Origin of the sequence: Staphylococcus pasteuri (assembly GCF_030547725.1) — a bacterium.
Lineage (GTDB): Bacteria > Bacillota > Bacilli > Staphylococcales > Staphylococcaceae > Staphylococcus > Staphylococcus pasteuri.
In genome coordinates this window covers 1-231 of the sequence record NZ_JAUOQO010001079.1, presented here as the reverse complement: position 1 = coordinate 231, position 231 = coordinate 1, and the positions used below count along the sequence as shown (strand labels likewise).

The 231-nt window shown below is 32.5% G+C and carries 1 pseudogene; it reads right to left on the bottom strand.

From position 1 onward, the window contains the following. Positions 1–231, bottom strand: a pseudogene (locus Q4528_RS16470) (hypothetical protein); the annotation flags it as partial.

Genomic DNA, 231 nt, shown 5'->3' with positions numbered 1-231 from the left:
GATTTGTTGTTGTCTCGTTCCATGAAGATGCATCTGTAATTTTCACACATGCAGAATTATCAGCAACAGGAATAGCTTGCTCTTTATCAGGACTATTTAAAATCAAATACACCATATTTGTATAGGCATTTGCTTCAGCTAAACAGGCATTAATTTCGGATCTCTTAAGATACTTAATATATGTTGGAAAAGCAATTACAGTAAGAATACCAATAATTGCAACAACAATCA